This is a genomic window from Pseudophaeobacter sp. (genome assembly GCF_039971195.1).
Lineage (GTDB): Bacteria > Pseudomonadota > Alphaproteobacteria > Rhodobacterales > Rhodobacteraceae > Pseudophaeobacter.
This window is the reverse complement of sequence record NZ_JBDWPJ010000217.1, coordinates 1-18,345: the sequence shown is the minus strand read 5'-3', so window position 1 is coordinate 18,345 and position 18,345 is coordinate 1. Positions and strand designations below refer to the sequence as shown.

Below are 18,345 nucleotides of genomic sequence, written 5' to 3'. Positions count from 1 at the left end.
AATGGATGGATATGCAGTCAAATCCGATGAGGTCGAATTGCATGCCATGTTCCAGGTCATCGGCGAAGCCGCTGCCGGGCATCGCTTTGATGGCAAAGTTGGGGCTGGCCAGGCGGTACGGATCTTTACCGGTGCTCCGGTTCCTGAGGGCGCAGATTTTGTGGTCATTCAAGAAGATGTCGACCGCAAGAAAGATCTGATCACCATTCTGAGAGATCCCGGAACCTCCGGTAATATCCGCCCCCTTGGTGGTGATTTTTGTGTCGGCCAGACCCTTTCTGCGCCGCGCCTGTTGCGCCCTGCCGACCTGGCACTACTGGCCTCGATGAATATCCCCCTGGTGCCGGTGCGCCGCCGCCCCGTCGTGGCGCTGATCTCAACCGGCGACGAACTCGTCATGCCCGGCGGCACACCAGGGCCGGATCAGATCATGGCCTCAAACACCTTTGGCCTCAAAGCCATGTTGGAAGAATTTGGCGCCGAGGCCCATATCCTGCCCATCGCCAAGGACAGTGAGCCATCGCTTCGCATGGCCTTCTCACTGGCGCGCAAGGTCGATCTGGTTGTGACCATTGGCGGTGCCTCGGTGGGCGATCATGATCTGGTGGCGAAGGTTGCCGAAGACCTCGGCATGGATCGATCCTTTTACAAGGTTGCGATGCGCCCTGGAAAGCCATTGATGGCAGGACGCATGGAAGAAGCCGCCATGGTAGGCCTGCCGGGTAATCCCGTTTCTGCAATGGTTTGCGGCTATATCTTCTTGCAGCCAATGATCAAAAAGATGCTCGGACTGCCGCCCGAAAGTGACCAGATCAAAACAGCGCGTCTCTCCCATGCGCTGGCTGCCAATGGTCCCCGTGAACACTATATGCGAGCGCAGGTAACAGGCGAAGACATTGCCGTTTCCAGCAATCAGGACAGCTCGCTTTTGACGGTGCTCTCGACCTCAAATGCGCTGCTCATCTGCCCGCCAAATGAACCCGCGCGAAACCCGGGCGATACTATGCACTACCTGCCGATCTAGCCTCTTCGGCCTTGGGTTTGCTTTTTGCTTTGCGGCAGTCTCCAGTTTCAGTGTTCCCCAAGAGTGAAATTTTCACAAAACTTACTGGCGCCTCCTTGTACAGTTGACACAAAACGGGAACATGTCTAGAACAAAACGCAACAAATAGATTTGGAGGGACGCAGATGCTTACCAAGAAGCAATTGGATTTATTGAACTTCATTCATCGTCGCCTGCAAAAGGACGGTGTTCCACCCAGTTTTGATGAAATGAAAGTTGCCTTGGATCTGCGGTCAAAATCTGGGATTCACCGGTTGATAACTGCGCTCGAGGAACGCGGTTTTATTCGCCGCCTTGCGCATCGGGCCCGCGCCATTGAAATCATCCGTCTGCCTGAAAACGCCAGTGCCTCTGCGGCGGAGACCTCGCCGCAGATCTCCGCCCCACCCTCCAAGATTGGCGTCAAGGGCTTTGAGAACACAAATACTCCCCCCAGCTGTGTTATTGCCTCCCTCGAAATTCCGGTGATGGGACGGATTGCAGCTGGTGTTCCGATTTCTGCAATAAACCAGATCACTCATCAAATTGCCATTCCCCAAACCATGCTCTCAGCCAATGGTAAACACTACGCCTTGGAGGTGCGCGGTGACTCGATGATCAATGCCGGGATCAATGACGGGGACATCGTGGTGATCCGCGAAACGGATACCGCAGATGATGGGGATATCGTGGTCGCCTTGGTCGCGGACGAGGAAGCCACCTTGAAACGCCTGTTCCGCCGCAATGGCGCCATCGCGCTAGAGGCAGAAAACCCTGCCTATGAAACACGCCTCTACCCGGAAGATCAGGTCAAAGTACAGGGGCGCCTTGTGGGGCTGATCCGCAGCTACTAAGGCACGAGAGCTCCCAGGCAGGGGTTCATGGCCCTTGTGCGGGATTGACTTACTGCGGTTCAGTTGCGGGACCAAGGTCTGTCGCCAGCCAATTCCGCAGCGGTAACGTATTTGCCATCCGCATGGATGGCGATACTGCCACTGGATCTCAGATCACTGGGCTGCAGAACCTGACAAGGCCTCAAGTGGGGAAGCGGGGTATTTGAAACCAGCAACTCCCCGGTGCTGCAGTCCGTCGTGTCAGCGGCCTGTCGCTTGCCGGTGATATGAACAATGGTGAAACCCGCGACCGGGAGCCCCAAACGATCTCCATTCCCAGCCTTTGGCCAACGCTGCGCGGCTGTTACTTGGGGAGAGAGGTCCGCATCCAACCGCAACCAAGCCTGCGCAACAAAGGAAGCTGCTTTGTTACGGGAAAGCGCGCGCCCATCAGGCCCAAGAACCCCGACCAAACCGCCATCGGCGGCAATCAGCACCACCGGCCGCTTGGTATCCATCCAAAGAAGCATCGCGACCCCGACCAGAACACCGCCCAACCACCTGCCCTGCCCCTTCCAAAGGACTACCACCAGCGCCCCCAGAGCGAGTAGTGGCAGGACCCAGAGATCAGGCGACACGACACCACTGCGGGCATTGGGCAGGTCCGAGACCCAGGAGGCCACCGCCAAGATCCACCTTAGCCCCAGTTCAAGGGGTATCAACCCGATACTCTCAAGCTCCAATGGCAGTAGGCAGAGAGCTAGAACGGCGCAGGGAACCACCACCAGCCCCATGATCGGCACCGCCAGCACGTTTGCCAGCAACCCATAATGGGCAACTGTGTTGAAACTCGCAGCCCCAAAAGGTGCCGTGGCCAGCCCAGCCACGGAAGATGAAATCACCACAGTCAAAATCGCGCGCAGCCAGGCAGGCCCCATATTTGGCTTGGTATCACGAATCCAGCCAAAGACAGCAACAAGGGCCGTCGTCGCCGCAAAGCTCATCTGAAATCCGGGGCTCAACAGAGTTTCAGGGCGACGCAACAGAACCAAGGTGGCAGCAACGGCAACAGCCCGCAGGGATAACGCCCGGCGATCCAAAAGGACCGCTGCCAGAAGCACAAAAACCATAATAAAGGCACGTTCTGTTGAGACATTTCCCCCTGAAATGCCTAGGTAAACTGCCGCCGCTGCCAATGCCCCAATGGCCGCCAGTTTTTTGACATTGCATCGCAACGCAAGAGGTGGAGACAGGCAGAGACCAAAGCGCAGAGCGACAAAGACAAACCCGGTCAACAAGCCCATATGCAGCCCGGAGATCGCCAATAGATGTGCCAGATTGCTGGTTCTGAGATCCAGAAGCAACTCCGGAGCCACACCGCTGCGATCACCGGCAATGATTGCGGCTGCAAAACCACCTGTTTCGACAGGAAGTCGCGCTTGCACCGCCGCAGAAAGCATCTGGCGAAACCTTTGGACAGCAAGGCCATCACCGGCGGGCTGCAGGATCACTATCGGGTTTCGGCTATAGCCATTTGCCCCAACCTGCAGGAACCAGGCGTGGCGGCGATAATCAAATCCTCCTGGCTCGTTTGGTCCCTGCGGCGGCATCACATGGGCAGTTACCGCCACTTTTGTACCGATCGCGGGCGGGTTTTGGCTGGCAGAGAGGGACAAACGCAGACGTGCGGGCGTTTTTCCGGCGGAGAGACGCGACAAACGCAACTGATCCAGGGTCATTCTGATGGCGCCGCTGCCAGAACGATCCAGCGCAATGACCCGCCCCTCGATCGGGCCATAGTAGCGAAACGAAAGCACCGGGGCGGCAACTGACGCGCTGCGTAGGGCAGCTGTGCAAAACCCCAGTCCTACCAGGAGAATTGCCCAGGCCAGCACGCCGCGCGCATCCCTGTGACGGATCTGCAGAATGGCCAGCCCTATTGCCAAAACCACCAGGCCAAAGCTGACTGCACCGGGATCGTGTTTCAGCAGAAAAAATGCCCCAATCCCAAAGCCAAGACAGACAGGCACCCAGGGCAGAAGATAGCCCCGCTGGCCCTGTAGGGCCTGATCGATACGTCGCAGCGGTTGGAAGCTTGCTCCGGGCTCTTCGCCTCGGTACACAGGCGCAAAATCTAGCTCATTTTTGGTTTCCAAAGGTAACTCACCTCATGTCCAAGCCGGTCGTCACCCGTTTCGCCCCCTCTCCTACAGGCTTTTTGCACATTGGGGGTGCCCGCACCGCCCTGTTTAACTGGCTTTTTGCGCGCGGCCGGGGCGGCAAGTTCCTGCTGCGCATCGAAGACACCGATCGCGCCCGCTCCACGCCCGAGGCCACAGCGGCCATATTGCAGGGTATGGAATGGCTGGGGCTGGATCATGATGGTGAGATCGTCAGCCAGTTTGAAGGCGCGGCCCGCCATTCCGAAGTGGCGCAGCAGCTTTTGGCAGAGGGCAAGGCCTACAAGTGTTTTGCCACCCAGGAGGAAATTGCAGAATTCCGCGACGCGGCCAAGGCCGAAGGGAAATCAACCCTTTACCGCTCCCCCTGGCGGGACGCGGCAGAGGCGGATCACTCGGATGCGCCCTTTGTTATCCGCATCAAGGCACCATTGACCGGCACCACCGTGATTGAAGATCAGGTTCAGGGCAATGTGACCATTCAAAACGACCAGCTGGATGATATGATTCTGCTGCGCTCGGATGGCACCCCGGTCTATATGCTGGCCGTTGTGGTTGATGACCATGACATGGGCGTCACCCATGTCATTCGGGGCGACGACCACCTCAACAATGCCGCGCGGCAGATGATGATCTATGCGGCCATGGGCTGGGAGATCCCGGTCTGGGCTCATATCCCGCTGATCCACGGCGCCGATGGCAAGAAGCTTTCCAAGCGTCACGGCGCATTGGGAGCGCAGGAATATCAGGCCATGGGCTATAGCGCTGCAGGCATGCGCAATTACCTGGCGCGCCTGGGCTGGAGCCATGGCGATGACGAGTTTTTTAGTGATGCCCAGGCCAAAGAATGGTTTGGACTGCAGGCCATTGGCAAAAGCCCGGCGCGGTTTGACACCAAAAAGCTGGAAAACCTTTGCAGCCAACACAATGCTGTTAGCGATGACGCTGCACTGCGGCAGGAAGTCCAGTCTTACTTGATCTCTGCTGGTCAATCACCTTTGGATGACGCACAGTCAGCAAATCTTGAACGTGCGATGTATTGCCTCAAGGAACGCGCCAAAACCTTCCCGGACCTGCTTGAAAAAGCTCACTTTGTTCTGACATCCCGGCCTATAGAGCCGGATGAAAAAGCAGCGAAAGCCCTGGTAAATGTATCCGATGGTATACTGGCTCAATTGACGCCGCAGTTGCAAAGTGTTAGCTGGACCCGTGACGATCTTGAGGCGCTTCTCAACCAGTTTGCAGAAGCCCATGACACCAAGTTCGGCAAACTGGCCGCCCCCCTGCGGGCCGTGTTGGCCGGGCGTGCCGCAACTCCGTCGGTGTTTGACATGATGCTGATCCTGGGCCGCGAAGAAACAATGGCCCGGCTCAACGACGCCACAGGCTGATCCTGGCTTTAACTGGTCAGTAAGCCTGTTCCTATACCACCTCACCTGCGCGATCCGCGCGCAGGTTCTGCCTGCACCGTGCCCGGGATAAAATTCCGGGTATTCGTGCCTGATACAGGAAGGGACATCTATGACCGAGACACAGAAAACCGCCAAGCTCAGCCTGAATGGCCAGGATTACGAGCTTCCCATTTTCTCGCCCACCACCGGCCCCGATGTTCTGGACATTCGTAAACTCTACGCCCAGGCCGGCGTTTTTACCTATGATCCGGGCTTCACCTCGACCGCCAGCTGCGACAGCACCATCACCTTTATTGATGGTGGTAAGGGCGAGCTGCTGCACCGCGGCTACCCCATCGACCAATTGGCGTCGAAATCGCATTACCTCGAGGTTTCTTACCTGCTGCTCTACGGTGAACTGCCGACAGCGACACAGCTGGAAGATTTTGAAGCCCGTGTGACCCGTCACACCATGGTGCATGAGCAAATGCACAACTTCTTCCGTGGTTTCCGCCGTGATGCGCATCCAATGGCAACACTTGTGGGTGTCGTCGGCGCGATGTCTGCCTTCTACCACGATTCCACTGATATCGCCGATCCATGGCAGCGCGAAGTCGCCTCGATCCGCCTGATCGCCAAGCTGCCCACCATTGCGGCCATGGCCTATAAGTATTCGATCGGCCAGCCCTTTGTGTATCCGCGCAATGACCTGGATTACGCAGCCAACTTCCTGCACATGTGTTTCTCGGTTCCGGCCGAAGAATATCACGTGAACCCGATCCTGAGCCGCGCGATGGACCGGATCTTTACGCTGCATGCGGATCACGAACAGAACGCTTCGACCTCGACCGTGCGTCTGGCCTCTTCTTCGGGTGCAAACCCATTTGCCTGTATCGCTGCCGGTATTGCCTGTCTCTGGGGCCCGGCACATGGCGGCGCCAACCAGGCCTGCCTGGAAATGCTGAAGGAAATCGGCTCGGTTGATCGTATTCCGGAATTCATTGCCCGCGCCAAGGACAAGAACGATCCCTTCCGTCTGATGGGCTTTGGACACCGGGTCTATAAAAACACCGATCCACGCGCCACGGTTCTGAAACAGTCGGCAGATGAGGTTCTGGAACTGCTCGGCGTCGAAGATAACCCACTCCTGCAGGTTGCCAAAGAGCTGGAACAGACCGCGCTGAATGATCCCTACTTCAAGGAAAAGAAACTGTTCCCGAACGTGGACTTCTATTCCGGCATCATTCTCGAAGCGATGGGTTTCCCGACCTCGATGTTCACGCCGATCTTTGCGCTGTCGCGCACCGTTGGCTGGATCTCGCAGTGGAAAGAAATGATCGCAGATCCACAAAACAAGATTGGTCGTCCCCGTCAGCTGTACCTCGGCCAGACCTCGCGCGAATACGTGGATATCGAAAACCGCTAAGTCGGCGCCTTTTTTGTAAAGACCTAAAGCCCTGCCAATTTGGCGGGGCTTTTTGCGTTCGAGGCCCCGAGTTCCAGGACTGAGCGGCTGAGAATCATCGCCGATCCACAGGCATGCCTGCGGGGCAAAAACCGGGCCGGATCCCGCCGGAAATGGGCCGTCCCGGGGTGGTTAAGAGACCATTCAGCGGCACTGGTTCCCAGGCGTGAACAGTTCCTGTAAATTGCCATGAACTGTATCAAACTCAAACCGGTATTCGTTTCAAGGCGAATTAAATTAACTTGTTACAACCTCCACTTCAGCGCTAGTTTAACGATAACTTTATCTATTTCTGGGGGAAATTTGATGGCTTGGATGATTGCTTTGGGTGTGGCCGCTGTGGCGGGTCTCTTCCTTATTTTTGACGACGATGATGATCCTGTAACAGACACCGGCGGTGGCTCTGACACGGGGGGCGGCAACGACACAGGTGGCGGTGATGAGGTCGATCCCTTTGTCGGCGCCAGCGGCGACGACGAGATCGAAGGTGACGCAGAAGATAACACCATTCTTGGAAAAAACGGAATGGACACCCTCGACGGAAATGCTGGTAATGACCGTGTCTTTGGCGATGGCGGCCAGGACAGCGTGCAGGGTGGTGAAGGCAACGATAGTGTCTTTGGTGGTCGTGGAGACGATCTCGTTCAGGGTGGTGAAGGCGACGATCTTGTCAGAGGCGGCCGCAATGACGACGTCCTGATTGATACGACCGGCACCGACAGGCTACAGGGCGATGGTGGTGACGACCTCATTATTGCCAGCGGAACCATGGATCCTGCAGCAGCCGAGGCCTTTCTTGCAGACCCTGAGCCTGACAACGGTATCGCCAATCTGCTAGACCAATTGTTGATCGATTTCTCTGCGGATAGTGACACCGAAGGCGACCAGGCTTTTGGCGGATCCGGCGATGACACTGTGATTTTTGGCGTCGATGACACCGTAGGTGGTGGTTCTGGCGCAGACACATTTGTCACCGCTTCTTGGCTCGAAGGTCAGGAAGCAGCAACAATTACAGACTTTGATACCGAAGAAGATCGTCTGATCTACGCTTTTGATCCTGCGGATGGCGAGCCTGCACTTACGATGGAACTGGTGGAAAATAGAGACGGCACCTCAGATGCTGTCATTTCAGCCAATGGATCTGAAGTGATCCGAGTTCTCGAGCAGGATGACAGCTTCGACCTTGCCGAACATATCCTTCTGATCAACGGGGCCCGTGCAGCTTAACTCGCACCGCAGACTTGAAGCTAAAAACACCCGCGCTGAGCATACCAATCAGACGCGGGTGTTTCTATATCATTTAGGATAAACGGCAAGAATTTCTAGCCATTTTTTCTTAACCACGCGTGCCCCTTAAGGGGAAATCTCAACGACCTTCAAATTTGGCCGGGCGTTTTTCCAAAAAGGCAGTAACGCCCTCGTTGAAATCACGGCTCTTACCGCATTGCCCCTGCAGATGTGCCTCGACCGAGAGCTGCTCTGGCAGGCTATTGCCATAGCTGGCCCGAATAGACGTCTTGATGGCTCCAAAGGCTTTGGTTGGGCCATTGGCCAGATAGGTGGCGCGGGCACGCCAGTGGGCGTCAAAATCGGCGTCCGGAATGGCTTCCCAGATCATGCCCCAGTCGCTCGCCTGTTTGGCTGTGATTTTATCGGCAAAAAGCGCCGCGCCCATGGCCTTGGCCAGGCCCATCTGGCGCGGCAGGAACCAGGTGCCACCGGCATCAGGCATCAGGCCAATACGGGCAAAGGCCTGCAGGAAATAGGCGCTTTCTGTGGCGATCACCACATCGGCTGCCAGGGCGAGATTTGCCCCGGCGCCGGCAACCGGCCCGTTGATCACCGACAGGGTCGGCACCGGGCAATCATAGATCGCCTCCAGCATCGGGTTATACTCATCGCGCAGGGTGCGCTCCATATCCAGATCACCATTGCCCGAGGCATCGCTCAGATCCTGGCCCGAGCAAAAAGCCGCCCCGGCGCCAGTGAGCACCACAGCGCGGGCCTCGGCGGCGGCGCGTTTCATCGCGTGGGTGATCTCCGCCCGCATCTGCGCTGTCAGCGCGTTCATCTTTTCCGGGCGGTTCAGGGTGACCACCGCCAGATCATCCTCCTGCGTGTACAGGATTTCCTTGTAGTCCATCAGAGCCTCATCTTTCATGCTTCTAGCCAATTGTCCGGAGCTGGGAGTACCCCGGTTTGACGTAACCGTGCCGCAAAGCCTGAGGGGCGAAAAGCCGGACCCCGCGTCACAAAGGGCAATTTTCACTCGTCCAGAATCTGGCTCAGCCGCGCCTGTTCCTCGACGCTCAGCTCTGGCTCGCCCCCAGTGGGTCCACGTCCCCGCGCCCGCATATAGCCAGCCGCCATACCCAGCGCCAAGAGCAGCATCAAAGGTCCCGCCGCCCAGAGCATCCAATTGGCCCCAGAGGTGGTCGGGCGTAGAAGCACATATTCGCCGTAGCGCTCCACTACAAAGCTGATCACCTCGGCGTTGCTGTCCCCGGCGACCAGACGTTCGCGCACCAAAACCCGCAGGTCCCGCGCCAGTTCCGCGTTGGATTCGTCAATGTTTTCATTGCGACAAACCAGGCAACGCAAATCTTTGGACAATTCACGCGCCCGCGCCTCGAGCGCGGGATCCGCCAGCACCTCATCTGGTTGCACGGCCTGTGCAGGAAGGGGCACGGATATGGCTATAGAGCTGAACGCCAGGAGACAGGCCGCCAGAGTGGATCTTACATAGGTCATTCCGCCGCCACCCCTTCCGGTCCCTTTGGCCCCCTGCTGCCACCCTGCCCCTTGGCCGCGCCTGCCGCGACGCGGAAGCGCCGATCGGAGAGCGACAGGAAGCCGCCAAGCGCCATCAGCAGGCAACCGCCCCAGATCCAGTTGGCAAGGGGTTTAATATAGGTCCGCACGGTCCAGCCACCGCTGTCTTGCTGATCGCCAATCACCACATAGAGGTCGCGCAAGAACCGGTAGTCGATGGCAGCCTCGGTTGTCGGCATCTTGGCCACCGGATAGTCGCGTTTTTCCGGGTGCAAAACTGCCACATCCTTGCCCGCTCGGGTCACCGCAACCGAACCCATGGTGGTGAAATAATTCGGCCCGCGGGTGCGTTCGACCCCTTTCAGGGTCAGCTCATAGGCACCAACGGTGAAGGGCTGGCCAATCTGTGCGACGCGAATGTCTTCTTCTTCCCAGGCGGTGAGACCTGCAATGGCAAAGATGGTGACGCCAAGACCGGCATGAGCCGTTGCCTTGCCCCAATCCGCACGCGGCAGGCGCATCAATCGTCCCAGGCTACCAGTGCGGGCCCATAGGTCCACACTGGCGCCAAACACCACCCAGGAACCAAGAAACAGCCCAATGGGCCCAAGCCCGGAGCGGCCGGTCTGCATTGCCCAGGCCAGCACACCCAGTGCCACTGCCAGGGCAAAGACATAGCGAAGTTTCTTCATGGTCCGAAGCAGATTGCCGCGTTTCCACGGCAGCATAGAACCAATGGGCAATATGGCGCCCAGGGCCACCATAAAGGGTGTGAAGGCCGCATTGAAGAAGGGCGGGCCAACCGAAAGCTTCCGATCAAAGGCCATTTCGGCCACGATGGGCCAAAGCGTGCCAAAGAAGACCACAAAACAGCCAACGGCGAGCAGGATGTTATTGGCCACCAGCGCGCCTTCGCGACTGACAAGGCCAAAAACACCGCGTGCCTGCATCGCCTGGGCGCGCATGGCAAACAGGGTCAGCGCCCCACCGGTGAAAAACGCCAGGATCATCAGAATGAAAATGCCGCGCTCGGCATCATTGGCAAAGGCATGCACCGAGGTCAAAAGCCCGGAACGCACGATGAAAGTGCCAATCAGCGAGAAGCCAAAGGCGAGGATCGCCAGCAGAATGGTCCAGCTTTTGAGCGATTCACGTTTTTCCACCACGATGGCCGAATGCAGCAGCGCCGCCGCCAGTATCCAGGGCATGAAAGAGGCGTTTTCAACCGGATCCCAGAACCAGAACCCACCCCAGCCGAGCTCGTAATAGGCCCACCAGCTGCCAAGCGCGATGCCGATGGTCAAAAAGATCCAGGCCGCCAGGGTCCAGGGCCGAACCCAGCGCGCCCAGGCCGCATCCACCCGGCCTTCGATCAAGGCAGCCACCGCAAAGGAGAAGGCCATGGAGAGACCAACATAGCCGAGGTACAAAAACGGTGGATGGAAGGCGAGACCGGGATCCTGCAACAGTGGGTTCAAATCCTGCCCGTCAAAGGGCGGCACCGCCAGGCGCAAAAACGGGTTTGAAGTGAACAGGATAAAGGCAAAAAACGCCACCCCGATAGAAGCCTGCACCGCCAGCACCCGCGCCTTGAGTGTCTGCGGCAGGCCACCACCAAAGACCGAAGCCAGCGCGCCAAACAGCGCCACAATCAGTACCCAAAGCAGCATAGAGCCTTCATGGTTGCCCCAGGTGCCGGAGATCTTGTAGAGCATCGGCTTGGCCGAATGACTGTTGAGCGTCACCAGCCGCAGGGAGAAATCCGAGGTTACAAAGGCCCAGACCAAGGCTCCAAAAGCAAAGGCAGTAAAGAAGAACTGCGCCTGCGCCGCCGGTTCTGCCACAGCCATCCAGCCACGCCAGCCCTTATGAGCGCCGATCAGCGGAATCACCGTCTGCACAATGGCAATCATGAAGGCGAGGATGAGGGCGAAATGTCCGAGCTCTGTAATCATACCATCGTCTATAGTCCCAAGCCCCGAAGAGGCCAATGGAAAAACCCGCGTCGCGCCGCCGCAGCGCGATCACTTTTGCACGGGATGACGTCAAATAAAACACCCCCAAGAACGCGCGTTCCGAGGGGTGTTCTGATTTGCTGGCGCTGAACGCTGGCGGCGCTTAGCTTTCGGGTTCTTGATAGACCCCTTGGGCTTTTAGCGCGTCGACAACCTCTTTGGGCATATAGGTCTCATCATGTTTGGCAAGAATTTCAGAGGCTTCGAAGATACCATTGACCAACCGACCGGTACCAACCATGCCCTGATTTTCCTCAAACAGATCCGGCAGAACCCCTGCATAGGTGACCGGCACCGTGGCACCGCCATCGGTCACCGCAAAACGCACGGTCTCTCCCTGGCCGCGCACCAGGCTACCCTCTTCGACCAAGCCACCGATACGGAAAACCTCGCTTGGCGGCGGCGGAGTTTCGGTGACCTGACTGGGCGAGCGGAAGTAATTGATACCGTCCTTCATCGCGTAGCCAATCAGCACAGTGGAGACCACCAGGGCCACCGCCGCCAGAGCGATCACCTGGATCCGGCGCTGTTTCTTGAGGTTTTTCATCGCGGCGACCTTTCGACTGGGATCAGGGGAACAGCGGCGCCATCATCAGGCCAGCTGTCTCGTCCTCACCTAACATCAGGTTGGCGTTCTGCAAGGCCTGGCCACTGCTACCTTTTGTCAGGTTATCCAGCGCGGCAAAGACAATCGCACGTCCCTCAATCCGGTCCGCGGCCACGCCGACATGGCAAAAGTTAGAACCGCGAACATGGTGGGTGCTGGGGGATTCGCCAAAGGGCAGCACCTCGACAAAGGGCTCATCCGCATAGGCACTCTGGAATTCGCGGTGGATGGCAGCGGCATCGCCTTTGACATAGACGGTGGCCAGAATACCCCGATTGGTGGGCACCAGATGCGGGGTGAACTGCACCTTGACCGGACGCCCGGCCAGTGCCGAGAATTCCTGATCAAATTCGCCAAGGTGGCGATGGGTGCCGCCGATGGCATAGGCGTGATAGCCCTCGCTCAACTCGGCGTGCAGCAGGTTTTCCTTCAGCGCCCGGCCGGCGCCTGACACGGCGCATTTCAGATCAAGAATGATTTCGTCCAGATCAATCAGGCCCGAGGTGATCAGGGGGCGCAGGGCAAACTGACCTGTGGCCGCATTGCAGCCGGTGCCAGCCACCAGCCGCGCCGATTTGATTTCTTCTCGATAGAATTCGCTGAGGCCATAGATGGCCTCTTCCTGCTGTTCCAGCGCGCTATGCGGGTTGCCGTACCATTTTTCATATTCAGCCGGATCCCGCAGCCGGAAATCCGCCGAAAGATCGACGATCTTCAGGGTTTGTGGTAGCGCTGCGATCACTTCCTGGCTGGTTTTATGCGGCAGGGCGCAGAAACACAGATCAATATCGGAGAAATCGATTTCACCTATTTTACAAAGCGTTGGCAGCTCTAGGTGACGCAGATGAGGAAAGACCTCAGCCATGGTCAAACCGGCTTTACGCTCTGCCGCCAGGGCTGCGATTTTGATCGTCGGGTGGTTCGAAATCAGCCGAACCAGCTCTGCACCAGTGTAACCACTGGCGCCAAGAATTGCCACTTTATGGGTCATGTCAGACCTCGCACTTAGAAGTTGGGTATGCAGCCGCAGAGGGGGTGCTGCTACAATAGAAGAATTTGCGCCTCGGTCTTTGTTCTAGATCACAGCAGATCTCGCTGCTCCGATCCAGCCAGACATCAGGCCGCCCGAAAGGAGATTTCTCGTCGGAGAAACTGCGTCGCCCGGTCACTGACACGCGCCGGATCACCTGTGGTGAAATAGCCGCCCGTGCCGGTGCCCATCATATGGGGATGGCGCTGCAGATAATCCGCCAGGCTATCGGCCACTAAGGCCCCCTGACTAAAGACCTGCACCCCTTCGCCCAAGGCCTGCTGAAAACAGCTCTCCATCAGCGGGTAGTGGGTGCAACCAAGGATCGCTGCCTGCGGTTCCGGCATCTTGCGCCGCAACGCCTCCACATGGCTGCGCACCAGGGCTTCGGCCAGGATCATGTCGCCATCCTCGATGGCGTCGACAATGCCGCCACAGGCCTGGGCTTCGACATCGACGCCGACCGCCCTAAAGGCCAGTTCACGCTGGAAGGCTCGGCTGGAAACCGTTGCAGGTGTTGCAAAAAGTGCGACATGTTTTACGGCGACTTCACGCGGCGGGCTATTGTCGCCCCATTGCCGTTCGGTCAGGGCTTCGATCAGCGGCACAAAAACACCCAGCACCCGTTTGCCTTCCGGCAGACCCTCCTCCTGCATCCGGCGCAGGGCCGCAGCAGAGGCGGTGTTACAGGCGAGAATGACCAGATCGCAGCCCTTGGACCACATATCTGCCACGGCAGCCTTGGTCAGCTGGTAGATATCTTCCGCATCACGCACACCGTAAGGCGCGCGGGCGCTGTCTGCGTAATACAGAAATTCCACATCCGGCAGACGGGATTGGGCGGCGTTCAGGACGGTCAGCCCGCCGAGGCCGGAATCAAAGATGCCAACAGCCATGGTCTCACTTTCAGGGTCTCGCTGTCGGGCCTGATATCAGGCGCGATGCTTTTCCTCAAACTCAAACCCATAGTCGTATGATTTGAGTGGTTTCGGAGACAGCTCATACGTGGCTTTGCGCAGGAAATCCATCATTCCTTTTGTCTCACCAACAAGTGGGTCCAATCTGTCTCGCCCGATAGGCTCTCCGATGACAACCCGCACCGGGGTGTCGACGCGTTTTTTGAACTCTTTGATCAGCAGCCCCATGCGCAGTGTGGCATGCAGATGGCTGGCGATCTGAAACAGGCGAGACGTATGGCCGTCAAAATAGACCGGCACCACCACCGCATCAGACTTTGCAATCATCCGAGCGGTAAAGCCGCGCCAGCCCGGATCCATTGGCTGGGCAAAGGGATGCACCGCAGTGGAAACAGTGCCACCGGGAAAAATTCCAATGGCACCGCCCTGCCCCAGGTAGTTCAGCGCGGTTTTACGGGTTGTAATATTCAGCTTCAGGGCTTCTTTGGTCTCAGCAAAGGAGATCGGCAGCACCACCCGGTCCAGATCACTGGCCTTGCGAAAGATCTGATGCGCCAGAATGCGGAAATCGCCACGGGCATCCGACAGGATCTTTCCCATCATCATCCCGTCCAGAATACCATATGGATGGTTAGCGATCAGGATCACCGGGCGGTCCCGCGGGATATTGCTCAGCGCGCCACCAATCACATCCAGGCTCAGCCCGTACCGGTTGGTCATCACAGTCCAGAAATCCGCCCCGGCCTGCACTTCCTGCTCATAGCCCTGCGCCCGTTTGATCAGCTGCAAGCGACCCGTCGTGTTTTCCATCAGGCGAATAACTGCACGTCCCGCGCGGCTTTCGGCGGAATGGGCATAGGAAATCTCCCGCGCGATCTGTGCCTGGCTGGCTGGCTGGAGCCGAAGGGGGCGGTTCATCTGTCTTTTCAATCCTGTCGAGTCGCGCGGGCAGTTTTCCACCGTGCTGTAGACCTTAGCTTGTAACAACAACACGACGGTTTAACGACAGGGTTGAAACTGCCTCAGACCCGCCAAAGCCTCCAGCAAAAAAAGCGCCACGATGATCGCGACGCTTTTTTCAGGTTCTAGGGAGTTTTTCTGATATTTTTCAGATCACTCGGCTGCATTCTTCAGCGGCGCTCCGGCCTGTTTCAGCGCAATGAGCAATTCCTCGCGACGTTTCGCCGCCTTGGTCTCGCTCTCCAGCTTTACCGGACCAAAGCCCCGGATCTGCAAGGGCAGCTCGGCCAGGGCCAGCAGCGGTTCCATGGTCTCGGCATTCACCTTGGGCAGCCAGTCCTTCATGTCGCGCTCATACTGTTTGATCAGCGCCCGCTCCATTTTGCGCTCTGCCGTGTAGCCAAAGATATCCAGCGGCGTGTTGCGCAGGGATTTCAGCTTGGCCAGTAGCCGCAGCCAACGGGTCATACCGGGACCAAATTTGCGCTTTTGCGGGCGGCCATTGACCAGTTTGCCACCAAAGATCGGCGGTGCCAGGTTGTAGGAGACCTTGAGATCGCCCTCAAACTCGGCCGCGAGCTTTTCATGGCTCGACAAAAGCAACCGCGCCACTTCGTATTCGTCCTTATAGGCCAAGAGCTTATGGTAGCCTTTAGCTACGGCTTCCTTGAGGGTCTTGTCCGAAATACCGTCGAGTAGTTTGGCGTAGCGTTTGGCCAGACCGGCGCCCTGATAGGCCACCAGCTGTTCACTGCGGAAGGCGATGATTTCCTCCAGTGATTTCGGCAGGGCAACCACATTGGCGGGTTTGGAAATCTTGGCGGCCTCCGCCGGGTCCACGATGGCCCAGCGGCCAATCTCAAAGGCGCGAAGGTTGCGCTCGACTGCCGCGCCATTAAGGGTGATGGCCTCGGCAATGGCGGCATGGGAGAGCGGGATCAGCCCCTGTTGCCAGGCAGCGCCAAAGACCATCATATTGGAGAAGATCGAATCTCCCATGGTGACGCGGGCCAGCTCAGAGGCATCAAACAGCGACAGATCATCCTGCAGACGCGCCTGAAGCGCGACCTGCAACCTATCGGTTGGCAATTGGAAATTGGTATCGCGAGTGAAATCGCCGGTGATGATTTCATGGCTGTTGACCACGCCGCCGGTCTGCCCGGTCTTCATCAACCCGATAGTCTTGGCCCCGGCGCTGACCACCAGATCACCACCGATGAGCGCATGGGCTTCGCCGGTGGCAACCCGAATGGCGCTGATGTCTTCCGGGCGTTTTGCCAGACGGCAATGGATATGCACCGCGCCGCCCTTTTGCGCGAGGCCCGCCATTTCCATCATGCCGGCCCCCAGGCCATCGATCTGCGCCGCCTGTGCCAACACCGCGCCAATAGTGACAACGCCGGTGCCGCCAACGCCGGTGATCACCACGTTTTGGGTGCCGTCGATTTCTGGCAGCTTGGGCTCTGGCAGGTCGGGCAGCTGCAATTCAGCCGTGGCTTCTTTGCGGATCTTGGCACCTTCGACGGTGAGGAACGAGGGGCAAAACCCATTGACGCAAGAGAAATCCTTGTTGCAGGAGCTCTGGTCAATCGCCCGCTTGCGGCCCAGTTCGGTCTCTTTGGGAACAATCGACACGCAGTTGGACTGAATACCACAATCGCCGCAGCCTTCGCAAACATCCGGGTTGATAAAGACCCGCTGATCGGGATCCGGGAACAGACCCCGCTTGCGACGGCGGCGTTTTTCTGCCGCACAGGTCTGGATATAGATGATGCCCGAGACACCTTTGATCTGTTCAAATTCCTTTTGCACCGCCATCAATTCGCTGCGTTCATGCATCCGCATGCCTGCCGGGAACAGCTTGGCGTCGACATCTTCCTTATCGTCATAGACCACCGCGATGGTCTGCATCCCCATGGCTTTGAGCTCATGGGCGATCTGATGCGCCGTCAGCCCGCCTTCGGCCTGCTGGCCGCCAGTCATGGCAACCGCATCATTATACAGGATTTTATAGGTGATATTGGTGCCTTCAGCGAGGGCCGCGCGAATGGCCTGAACGCCAGAGTGGTTATAGGTGCCATCACCAAGGTTCTGAAACACATGGGTGCGGTTTGAAAATGGCGCTTCACCGATCCAGTTTGCGCCCTCGGCCCCCATATGGGTAAAGCCCGTGGTCTCGCGATCCATCCATTGCACCATGAAGTGACAGCCAATGCCGGCATAGGCGCGGCTGCCCTCAGGCAGTTTGGTGGAGGAGTTATGCGGACAGCCCGAGCAGAAATAGGGCAGACGCGCAGCGATCTCTTCGGCGTTATCCGCCCGTTTGGCGTCATCCAGCGCCGCCAAACCCGCTTTTACTGCTTCGGTGTCGCGGCCTTCCTCAATCAGGATGCCACCAAGTTTTTCCGCGATCATGATGGGATCAAGCGCGTATTTGGTGGGGAACAGCTCTTCGCGATTGGCGGTTCCAACGCCGCCCTTGTACCAGCCATAAACCCGGCGCCCGCGACGATCGTCAAAGATCGCCTCTTTGATCTGCACCTCGATCAGCTTGCGCTTCTCTTCGACAACCACAATCAAATCAAGACCTTCGGCCCAGGCGTTGAAGCCCTTCATATCCATGGGCCAGGTCTGACCAACCTTATAGGTGGTGATGCCGAGGCGCTCGGCCATGGCCTCATCAATATTCAAGAGCGACATGGCATGGACAAGATCCAGCCAGTTTTTGCCTGCCGCAACAAAACCGATCTTGGCTCCGGGTTTGCCCCAGACTCGTTTGTCCATTTTGTTGGCATGGCTAAAGGCTTCGGCGGCAAAACGTTTATAGTCGATGATCCGGTCTTCCTGCTGGAAGCGGTCATCGGCCAGACGGATGTTGAGCCCATCTTCGGGCATGTCGAATTCGGGCCGCACAATCTGGATCCGGTCCGGATCCCCATCCACCACCGAGGTCACCTCGATGGTGTCCTTCATAGTTTTCAGGCCGACCCAAAGACCGGAAAACCGGCTAAGTTCATAGCCATAGATGCCGTAGTCGAGAATTTCCTGCACCCCCGCAGGGCTGACGATAGGCAGGTAGCAATCCAGCAGCGACCATTCAGACTGATGCAGCACGGTGGAGCTTTCGCCGGTG

At 57.9% G+C, this 18,345-nt stretch carries 14 protein-coding genes; 5 read left to right on the top strand and 9 right to left on the bottom strand.

Annotated features, from left to right (window positions below; all coding sequences use genetic code 11):
- The coding region (locus ABJP42_RS18850) for a molybdopterin molybdotransferase MoeA (protein ID WP_348343173.1) at positions 1 to 1,024 on the top strand (1,024 nt) is incomplete at its 5' end.
- Positions 1,025 to 1,188: 164 nt separating this feature from the next.
- Entirely contained in the window at positions 1,189 to 1,896 is a 708-nt protein-coding gene (gene lexA, locus ABJP42_RS18845) for a transcriptional repressor LexA (protein ID WP_348343171.1), read from the top strand.
- Positions 1,897 to 1,955: 59 nt separating this feature from the next.
- Here lexA and ABJP42_RS18840 read toward each other — a convergent pair whose 3' ends face one another.
- Positions 1,956 to 4,031 (bottom strand): ComEC/Rec2 family competence protein, encoded by a 2,076-nt coding sequence (locus ABJP42_RS18840; protein ID WP_348343169.1) that lies wholly within the window; start codon positions 4,029 to 4,031, stop codon positions 1,956 to 1,958.
- Positions 4,032 to 4,045: 14 nt separating this feature from the next.
- Here ABJP42_RS18840 and gltX point away from each other — a divergent pair, with 14 nt between their 5' ends.
- The 3 genes from gltX (at position 4,046) to ABJP42_RS18825 (ending at position 8,138) form a co-directional block, all read left to right on the top strand.
- Positions 4,046 to 5,446 carry a glutamate--tRNA ligase gene (gene gltX, locus ABJP42_RS18835; protein WP_348343167.1) on the top strand — a complete coding sequence of 467 codons (1,401 nt, stop codon included), beginning with the start codon at positions 4,046 to 4,048 and terminating at the stop codon, positions 5,444 to 5,446.
- 130 nt (positions 5,447 to 5,576) lie between these two features.
- Positions 5,577 to 6,872: a citrate synthase gene (locus tag ABJP42_RS18830; RefSeq protein WP_348343165.1), complete on the top strand. Its 1,296-nt coding sequence runs from the start codon at positions 5,577 to 5,579 to the stop codon at positions 6,870 to 6,872.
- A 345-nt stretch (positions 6,873 to 7,217) separates the two neighbouring features.
- Positions 7,218 to 8,138 (top strand): calcium-binding protein, encoded by a 921-nt coding sequence (locus ABJP42_RS18825; RefSeq protein WP_348343163.1) that lies wholly within the window; start codon positions 7,218 to 7,220, stop codon positions 8,136 to 8,138.
- Positions 8,139 to 8,277: 139 nt separating this feature from the next.
- Here ABJP42_RS18825 and ABJP42_RS18820 read toward each other — a convergent pair whose 3' ends face one another.
- The 8 genes from ABJP42_RS18820 to ABJP42_RS18785 all read right to left on the bottom strand — a co-directional run.
- Positions 8,278 to 9,054 (bottom strand): enoyl-CoA hydratase-related protein, encoded by a 777-nt coding sequence (locus tag ABJP42_RS18820; protein WP_348343175.1) that lies wholly within the window; start codon positions 9,052 to 9,054, stop codon positions 8,278 to 8,280.
- A gap of 122 nt (positions 9,055 to 9,176) precedes the next feature.
- On the bottom strand, positions 9,177 to 9,662 hold the full coding sequence (locus ABJP42_RS18815; RefSeq protein WP_348343161.1) for a cytochrome c-type biogenesis protein: 486 nt from the start codon (positions 9,660 to 9,662) through the stop codon (positions 9,177 to 9,179).
- Positions 9,659 to 11,638: a heme lyase CcmF/NrfE family subunit gene (locus ABJP42_RS18810; protein WP_348343159.1), complete on the bottom strand. Its 1,980-nt coding sequence runs from the start codon at positions 11,636 to 11,638 to the stop codon at positions 9,659 to 9,661. The genes ABJP42_RS18815 and ABJP42_RS18810 overlap by 4 nt, the downstream gene beginning before the upstream one ends.
- Positions 11,639 to 11,801: 163 nt before the next feature.
- Positions 11,802 to 12,245: a cytochrome c maturation protein CcmE gene (ccmE, locus tag ABJP42_RS18805; RefSeq protein WP_348343157.1), complete on the bottom strand. Its 444-nt coding sequence runs from the start codon at positions 12,243 to 12,245 to the stop codon at positions 11,802 to 11,804.
- Positions 12,246 to 12,267: 22 nt separating this feature from the next.
- Positions 12,268 to 13,296, bottom strand: a complete 1,029-nt coding sequence (gene argC, locus ABJP42_RS18800) for an N-acetyl-gamma-glutamyl-phosphate reductase (RefSeq protein WP_348343155.1) — start codon at positions 13,294 to 13,296, stop codon at positions 12,268 to 12,270.
- A 125-nt stretch (positions 13,297 to 13,421) separates the two neighbouring features.
- Positions 13,422 to 14,231: a glutamate racemase gene (locus tag ABJP42_RS18795; RefSeq protein WP_348343153.1), complete on the bottom strand. Its 810-nt coding sequence runs from the start codon at positions 14,229 to 14,231 to the stop codon at positions 13,422 to 13,424.
- 36 nt (positions 14,232 to 14,267) lie between these two features.
- Positions 14,268 to 15,170, bottom strand: a complete 903-nt coding sequence (locus ABJP42_RS18790; RefSeq protein ID WP_348343151.1) for a lysophospholipid acyltransferase family protein — start codon at positions 15,168 to 15,170, stop codon at positions 14,268 to 14,270.
- 195 nt (positions 15,171 to 15,365) lie between these two features.
- A partial coding sequence (locus tag ABJP42_RS18785; protein ID WP_348343149.1) for an indolepyruvate ferredoxin oxidoreductase family protein occupies positions 15,366 to 18,345 on the bottom strand: 2,980 nt, incomplete at its 5' end.

Bases quoted from the DNA above. Each gene is read 5' to 3' on its own strand.
- ABJP42_RS18810 (WP_348343159.1), bottom strand. From the start codon at position 11,638: ATGATTACAGAGCTCGGACATTTCGCCCTCATCCTCGCCTTCATGATT.
- ABJP42_RS18790 (WP_348343151.1), bottom strand. From the start codon at position 15,170: ATGAACCGCCCCCTTCGGCTCCAGCCAGCCAGCCAGGCACAGATCGCG.
- ABJP42_RS18820 (WP_348343175.1), bottom strand. From the start codon at position 9,054: ATGGACTACAAGGAAATCCTGTACACGCAGGAGGATGATCTGGCGGTG.
- argC (WP_348343155.1), bottom strand. From the start codon at position 13,296: ATGACCCATAAAGTGGCAATTCTTGGCGCCAGTGGTTACACTGGTGCA.
- ABJP42_RS18830 (WP_348343165.1), top strand. From the start codon at position 5,577: ATGACCGAGACACAGAAAACCGCCAAGCTCAGCCTGAATGGCCAGGAT.
- ABJP42_RS18825 (WP_348343163.1), top strand. From the start codon at position 7,218: ATGGCTTGGATGATTGCTTTGGGTGTGGCCGCTGTGGCGGGTCTCTTC.
- ABJP42_RS18795 (WP_348343153.1), bottom strand. From the start codon at position 14,231: ATGGCTGTTGGCATCTTTGATTCCGGCCTCGGCGGGCTGACCGTCCTG.
- ccmE (WP_348343157.1), bottom strand. From the start codon at position 12,245: ATGAAAAACCTCAAGAAACAGCGCCGGATCCAGGTGATCGCTCTGGCG.
- ABJP42_RS18815 (WP_348343161.1), bottom strand. From the start codon at position 9,662: ATGACCTATGTAAGATCCACTCTGGCGGCCTGTCTCCTGGCGTTCAGC.
- lexA (WP_348343171.1), top strand. From the start codon at position 1,189: ATGCTTACCAAGAAGCAATTGGATTTATTGAACTTCATTCATCGTCGC.
- gltX (WP_348343167.1), top strand. From the start codon at position 4,046: ATGTCCAAGCCGGTCGTCACCCGTTTCGCCCCCTCTCCTACAGGCTTT.